At 43.6% G+C, this 6,821-nt stretch carries 6 protein-coding genes and 1 pseudogene; 1 reads left to right on the top strand and 6 read right to left on the bottom strand.

Going from position 1 to position 6,821, the window contains the following annotated elements; translation table 11 throughout:
• Positions 1-282: 282 nt before the first annotated feature.
• On the bottom strand, positions 283-1,029 hold the full coding sequence (locus O9334_RS19945; protein ID WP_045360358.1) for a cobalt-precorrin-6A reductase: 747 nt from the start codon (positions 1,027-1,029) through the stop codon (positions 283-285).
• Between the two features lie 388 nt (positions 1,030-1,417).
• On the opposite strand from O9334_RS19945, the gene O9334_RS19940 reads away from it, so the two are divergent.
• Positions 1,418-2,089, top strand: coding sequence for a hypothetical protein (locus tag O9334_RS19940; protein WP_045360356.1), 672 nt, complete (start codon positions 1,418-1,420; stop codon positions 2,087-2,089).
• Between the two features lie 156 nt (positions 2,090-2,245).
• Here O9334_RS19940 and cobJ read toward each other — a convergent pair whose 3' ends face one another.
• The 5 genes and pseudogenes from cobJ to cobG form a co-directional block, all read right to left on the bottom strand.
• Positions 2,246-3,691, bottom strand: coding sequence for a precorrin-3B C(17)-methyltransferase (gene cobJ, locus O9334_RS19935; protein ID WP_045360351.1), 1,446 nt, complete (start codon positions 3,689-3,691; stop codon positions 2,246-2,248).
• Positions 3,688-3,894, bottom strand: a pseudogene (locus tag O9334_RS19930) (hypothetical protein); the annotation flags it as partial. The gene cobJ and the pseudogene O9334_RS19930, both read right to left, overlap by 4 nt.
• A gap of 140 nt (positions 3,895-4,034) precedes the next feature.
• On the bottom strand, positions 4,035-4,739 hold the full coding sequence (gene cobI / locus O9334_RS19925) for a precorrin-2 C(20)-methyltransferase (RefSeq protein WP_045360348.1): 705 nt from the start codon (positions 4,737-4,739) through the stop codon (positions 4,035-4,037).
• Entirely contained in the window at positions 4,736-5,362 is a 627-nt protein-coding gene (locus O9334_RS19920) for a precorrin-8X methylmutase (RefSeq protein ID WP_045360347.1), read from the bottom strand. Before O9334_RS19920 ends, cobI begins: the two co-directional genes overlap by 4 nt.
• Position 5,363: 1 nt before the next feature.
• Positions 5,364-6,788 carry a precorrin-3B synthase gene (gene cobG / locus O9334_RS19915; RefSeq protein WP_045360345.1) on the bottom strand — a complete coding sequence of 475 codons (1,425 nt, stop codon included), beginning with the start codon at positions 6,786-6,788 and terminating at the stop codon, positions 5,364-5,366.
• Between the last annotated feature and the right edge of the window lie 33 nt (positions 6,789-6,821).

The raw sequence follows: 6,821 nt of genomic DNA, 5'->3' as shown, positions 1-6,821 counted from the left end.
AAGTAGGTAGGCGTTAAAAATTATCAGACACCCCCCTTATCAAGGGTAGGGTTGATTCATGAATCAACCCTACCTTATCAAGGAGGGCAGGGGGGATCGAACCTAAAATCCATTTTTAATTTAATTATAACCAGCTACTTAAGCTGTACTGAATTTAAACTGCGTAGGGAAAATTTTAGTACAAATGCTCAAAAATACTCTCCCTGCTCCCTGCTCCGATGCAGTCTTAACGAGTAATTTAGATAGGGTTTACTGATGATTTTCCCAGAAAAATCAAGAGAGTCATATTTTTTCTAACCATGCCAGGACACTTTCAACATCAGCCACTTTTTCTCCTTCAGGTACAGGTGGACGTTGTACCATGACCACAGTTATTCCCAACTCTCTGGCGGCGATAATTTTGGCGTAAGTGGCATCACCGCCGCTATTTTTACTCACGATCGCCCCAATCTTATATTCTTGTAAAAGAGAGCGCTCTGACTGTAAGGAAAAAGGCCCCCGTTCCAACAATAATTTTCCAATCGGTACGATGGCATCCGGTTCCGGAGGGTCGATCATCCGCATCAAAAACCAGATATTTTTTAGATGTGCATAACTGGCCAGTTCTTGCCGACCAATAGTGAGGAATATCCGCGGCGCTAACCCCGATAAAATATTCGCTGCCGCTTGATTGTTTTCTACTTCAATCCAATTATCTCCAGATACTTTTTCCCAAGCTGGACGACTTAAGATTAATCGAGGAATACCACAATCCGAGGCGGCTTGAGCGGCATTAAAGGAAATTTGTGCGGCAAAGGGATGGGTGGCATCAATTAAACAATCAATGCCTTCTTGGCGCAGATAATTGGCTAACCCGGTGGCACCACCAAACCCCCCCCGGCGAGAAGGAGTTGTGAGAGTAATCGGTTCTCTCGTGCGACCGGCAAAGGAAGCGATGGCATCTATACCCGGAATTGTCGCAATTTTAGCCGCTAATGCCGCCGCTTCCCCCGTTCCCCCTAAAATCAGCACTCTTTTATTTTTAGTCATCCAGCAATCGTCAAAAGGTTAACTAATTTTCCATCTTCCTATCTTCCCTTGCAAAGGAAGGAGATTTTGGGGGTTACACAAGAGCTAGAACCTCTGGAAATGCGTTACAAGGGAGATCCTTGCAACGAGGTAAGTAGTCGTGCAAAATTAATTTCCTAGTGAAGATAGGCAAGAGGCAAGAGGCAAGAGGCAAGAGGTGGTTAGATATGTGTAATTAATTTTGCTTAGGTACTTAATCTAAACATATTGACTTTCGCTGTATAATCCAAATACAGTCTATCAACTCTCTACTTGCGCTTAGAAATTAGTTAAGCGGAAACAGTGATCTTGATCGTAGACGGAAAAAACGAAAATAGCGATGATAAAGCTAACAATTAAGTTTTAGACTATGTTTAGCCTACAAAATAGACGAGATACGAGAATTCCTGTTAAAATAGAAATAGCAGGGGCGGAATTTAGAAAAAGCATTGGTTGGACAACGGTAGGATATACAATGGGATCCCTGTTAGCTGGGCCAATAGGCGGTGTCATTGGGGGATTAACGCAGGGAAACGGACAAAACGTTAAATGTACGGTTTATTTTGAAGATGGCAGCGAGAAAACCATCACTTGCAAGGATAAAAACCTACAATTTGAGCTTTTTGTCTGGACTTGGAGAATAGAACATTGCAAGTCAGAACAGGATTATGTTGATTTTGGACTCGACTTTAACACTCTTGAGCGAGGGAAAATAGTTAAAACTGATAGAGTTGGGGAAGTTTTAAATTTTGACCCCGAAAACAAAAGCTTAAAAGAGCTTTGGGGTGGTATGCACCTTTATCTGGCACTGCACAAATTATTTAAGTTAGAAATTGAGCGATATTTCTGGGAACAAAGAAAAGAACGGGTATTGCTAGAAACCGATACGGGCGGGTTAAAAATACCGCCTAAGTTCGATTTAATAAGTTTTTGTATTTATGGATTTGTTCTCTTTGTTATAGCAAGCGCAATTATGCAGAACTGCACAAAACAGCCAGAGAGCCAACCAAACTATCTTCCGACTGAAAGCGAGAGCCGCTAATGCTTGACGAAATCAACGCCACTTTAAAACGGGTAAAAATTTAAGTTAGAGACGATCGCCGATCTTAATGAGACAAGTGAGCGTCTCCCTCCCTTCCCCGATGGGTTACACTGCCTCTTGCCTATCCCAACCAAGAAATTAATTTTGTCCTATCACCTAATAGTGACGTGGAGTATAAACCCACTGTTTTGTTTTACCTTGCTCAATCAGGCGAGTTTTACTCGACCCGATCAAAATTATAGTCCGCATATCCGCATCGTTAATAGTCATATCCTCTAGGAATTTCACCGTCACTGTTTCCCCTTTTCGCCCTAAATTACGCGCTAATACCACAGGAGTTTGCGGCGAGCGCCATTGTAATAAAATCTCTTTTGCCTTCTCCAATTGCCAAGTGCGCTCTTGAGACACAGGATTATAAAATGCGATCGCTAAATCTGCCCGGGCTGCTAACTCAATGCGCTGAGAAATCACCTGCCAAGACTTGAGAATATCCGATAGGGAAATCGCACAAAAATCATGGCCTAAAGGTGCGCCAACCCTGGCGGCCGCCGCCTGCATGGCCGAAATCCCCGGACAGACCTGAATGGCGATCTGCTGCCATGCCGGTTTGGCTTTTTTTTCTAATACCTCAAACACGGCCGCGGCCATGGCATAAATGCCCGGATCTCCGGAAGAAACTAAGACAACCGATCGCCCCTTAGCCGCTAAATCTAGGGCCATTTCCGCGCGATCGAGTTCCACCCGATTATCCGATTCATGGCGGACAATTTCTGGTTTTCTCAGGTATTCTACCAAATCCAAATAAGTTTTATAACCCACCCAATCCGTGGCTTTTTCCAATACTTCTCGAACCTCCGGCGACATCCAATTTAGGGACCCAGGACCGGTTCCAACTATGGCTAATTTACCTTGACTTTCCTGGGCCAAATCCCCCGGTAGTAAACCATATTTTTCCTTAATTTGCTGGCTTTCCTCCCACAGATAAACTAAACAGGTATTGCTAGGTTTTGCTAAGTTTAAGTTATTTTTATCAATAATCTCAATGCTCAGTTTTGCTGCTGATGAAATCGGTAAATTACTATTTTTTAACCAGTCCGCTTCACCGATTAATTTTACTTTTTCACCTGCCAATAAATCGGACAGAAACTTCTTAGCATCATCGGGATTAACTAACTGATAACCGGGTGGTGGCGATAATAAAGTAGTTTTAAATCTAATATCACCAGTGGTGGTAATTGCGGGGGAAATTTGCAAAACCGAGGCAATTTGACGAGCGAGATCGTTAACCCCTTGTAAACCCCCCAACAAAGGCACTACAGCGCTGCCATCTTCTGCGATCGCTAATACAGGCGGTTCTTGCCATTTATTAGTTAATAAAGGTGCTAAAGTGCGAATCAAAATACCCGCCGCACAAATGCCAATAATTGGCGTTCCCGTCTGGAAAAATTCTCGCACCGTTTCGCCAAAATTACTATAGGTAAAATCCGCCGAATGGGTACGATTTATTAACCCATAAACCACTGCTTCCGGTAGGGCCATTTGCACTTGACGAGCAACGGGGACACTGGTTTCTCCTAAAATGAGAATAGCTGGAGGTTTCATTTGGCTTCCCCCGACTGCGCTGCGGTTAACTTTTGGATAAATTCTTGATGTTCTGCTGAGTTAATTCCAGCCTTTAAGATGTCCAACACCCGTGACATATTGCCGTTGAGCATGGCAGATTCGACAAGCTCACTGCCAGCTGAAATATCTAACCACAAACCCGGAAATACTAGAGAGCAAATCACCCCTTCTTGGTTGGGTAACGTAGCTTGACGGTGGGAGTATGTCAAAGCCTGAGAATTTAGGGATTTAGCCAGAGAAGAAGTCATGGTGGCAGTCTTTGGGAACAAAACAGCATTGATTTCATTATAGATTGATTTAATTTTTAATTGTCTCTATAGAGTTATTGGGGTTTAGTTTTACTAGGAATCAGAATTAATGACCAGTAGGTGACAGCCTCTGGCTCGATTTCGGTAATCGGAATAATTTGCTGATTGGGTAAGGTTGCTCGTTCGATGTAGAGGGCGCGTTCTAATAATCCTAATTCATCGAGAATATCGCGAACTTTAGCGAAATGTCTGCCTAATTTAATAATGGCCGCTGCATCGATAAAGGCTAGGCGATCCCGCAATATTTCCGCCTCTAAAGTAGCGGGCATGATACTAAATACGTCATTTCGATAAGTGATAGGTACACCCAGCATTGCTGCACTTGCCATCACTGAAGAAATACCCGGCACGACTTCAATGGAAAAGCGATCGCACAAGCGATTAAAGATATACATAAATGTGCCATACAACATCGGATCGCCCACACATAGCACCGCCACATCTCGACCTAAGTTTAACTGTTCGGCGATATTTTCGGCGGCAATATCATAATGAGGTTGAGAACTGCGCTCGACACTAAAAGGTAAGGGCATGGGAATTTCTATCTGCTCGGGACGGATAAAATCCGACACAATTGCCCGTGCCAAAACTTTGCCACTTTCTAAGGTAGGATAGGCAATTACCGGAACAGTTGTGAGAATCCGGTGTGCTTTTAGCGTCAACAATTCGGGATCACCAGGCCCGATTCCTAATCCATAAAGTTTGCCTAATTTATTCATAATTCGTTCTCTTTTGCTAGGGCATTGACTGCTGCTGCCGCGATTGCGCTGCCTCCCCTACGTCCGTGCAGGGTAATAAATGGCACACCACGACTATTAGTTGCTAATTCTATTTTCGACTCTGCCGCTCCCACAAATCCCACGGGAAAGCCTAAAATCAAAGCTGGTTTAGCTACATTTTGATCGAGCAATTCTAGCAGGCGAAAAAGTGCGGTTGGTGCATTACCAATAGCTACCACTGCTCCAGCTAAATGAGGTCGCCAAAGTTCTAAAGCGGCAGCGGATCGGGTATTATTAATTTGTCGTGCTAACTCGGTCACTTCTGGATGATTGAGGGTACAAATAATCGGATTATCTTTAGGTAAACGGGCTTTGGTAATGCCATTAGCGACCATTTGAGAATCACAAAGAATTGCTGCACCCCCAGCGAGGGCATTTCGTCCGATTTTAACCGCGTCTGGTGATGCTTCTAAATCTTTTGTTATGTCTGTCATCCCGCAGGAATGAATTAGACGAACCGCCACAGGAGCTAAATCATCGGGGAGATTTTCCCAGTTAGTTTCAGCCCGAATAATAGCAAAAGATTTGCGGTAAATTTCCTCACCATTCTTAATGTATTCCATTCTATTTATCTAAATTTTTCGATTTTTGGGAGCTTAAAATTTGGGCTATGAGGGGGGGAATCTTGGTAAATTCTCCCTCAAATATGGGTGTTTCTAAGAACTTTTGACTATCACCCACATAGACTTGATAAGCTTCTAGTATTTGGCCATTTTCCTCGATGGTAGTTCCTAAAAGGGTAATTTCGGCCGGACTCGGTTGAGCGCAGCATTTAGCACAACCTGTCAAATGAATATTAACAGGAGAATTGCAGGTTAAGCGTTCCTTCAAATAATCTGCTAGGAGAGAAGCATGAATTTGAGTTGCAGTGGCCGCCGCCCCACAGCCCGGTTTACCGCTACAGGCAACCATCCCCGCATCCCATCCAAGAGAAGCGGATAATCCCAAGGATGCCAGTTTTGGCAACAATTCTGACACTTTTTCATCGGGAATATCGGGTAATATAACAGTCTGCCAAGGGGTTAATCGTAACTGACCACTGCCAAAAGTTTCTGATAGTGCCGCTAATCCCCATAGTTGATTAGCCGTCAATTGTCCTAATCTTAATGATAGACCAATATAAGATAATCCGGGTTGCTTTTGAGGATGAATTCCCAGATGAAAATAGGGTTGAGTAGAATGGGCAGCTTGCCGGTATTCTTGCCGGTGTATTATTCCAGTAGAAGTCCGATTTAATTGAGAGTTAACTTGTTCGAGATATTTGGCCAATCCCCAATCTTTGAGCAGGTGTTTCATCCGCGGTTTTTTCCCCTTGATATTGGGGGTTTGTTGAACATAATCGACATAAACCTTTACTAAAGCTTTGACCACAGCTAAACAGTTTTCTGGGTCAATTAATAAGTCCGTGTCATAGAATTGTTTATCTCCTGCGAGGGCTAATCGAAAGCAAACAATAGAAGTTAAATTTGTCGGATTATTGACGGTAATTGCCGATAGCTGAATCTCATTATAGCGGTGTTGCCAGGCCATAGTTGAACCAGTGCCAATTCCCACTGCACCACCGCCATCGATCCCGATACTAAATTTAGGACTTAGTTGGGCAATTGATGGATAATTTTGGATAAAATTATCTAATTCTTGGACTAATGGACGAGTATCGATCGATTCTTGACAGTCAATTCCAGCCGTGGGACTGGACATGATATTACGCAAATGATCGATACTGGGATTATGGGCAGCTAACCCTAATTTTTGCAGGGTTTGAAATTCTTCTAAACTGGGGGATTTTTGCAGTCCGCGAATTTGCAGATTTGCCCGATTGGTAACTTGTATTGTCGTCTGCCATTGTTCGAGCCAAGTGGCGATCGCTTTTCCCTGTGAAGAATTGAGCCATCCACCGGGGGTGCGGAGACGAATTAAAAACCCATCCTGGGCAGCAGTTCCATAAAACAAACCGGGACAAGCATTTGCTTCAACTAACCAATTCACCTTTGTGTGTTCTCCATGCGACGCAGAGAAGTA

The sequence above is a fragment of the Microcystis sp. LE19-8.1F genome (assembly GCF_027531715.1).
GTDB classification, from domain to species: Bacteria; Cyanobacteriota; Cyanobacteriia; order Cyanobacteriales; family Microcystaceae; genus Microcystis; species Microcystis wesenbergii_A.
The sequence above is the reverse complement of the archived record's forward strand: the minus strand, read 5'-3'. Positions and strand labels throughout refer to the sequence as shown.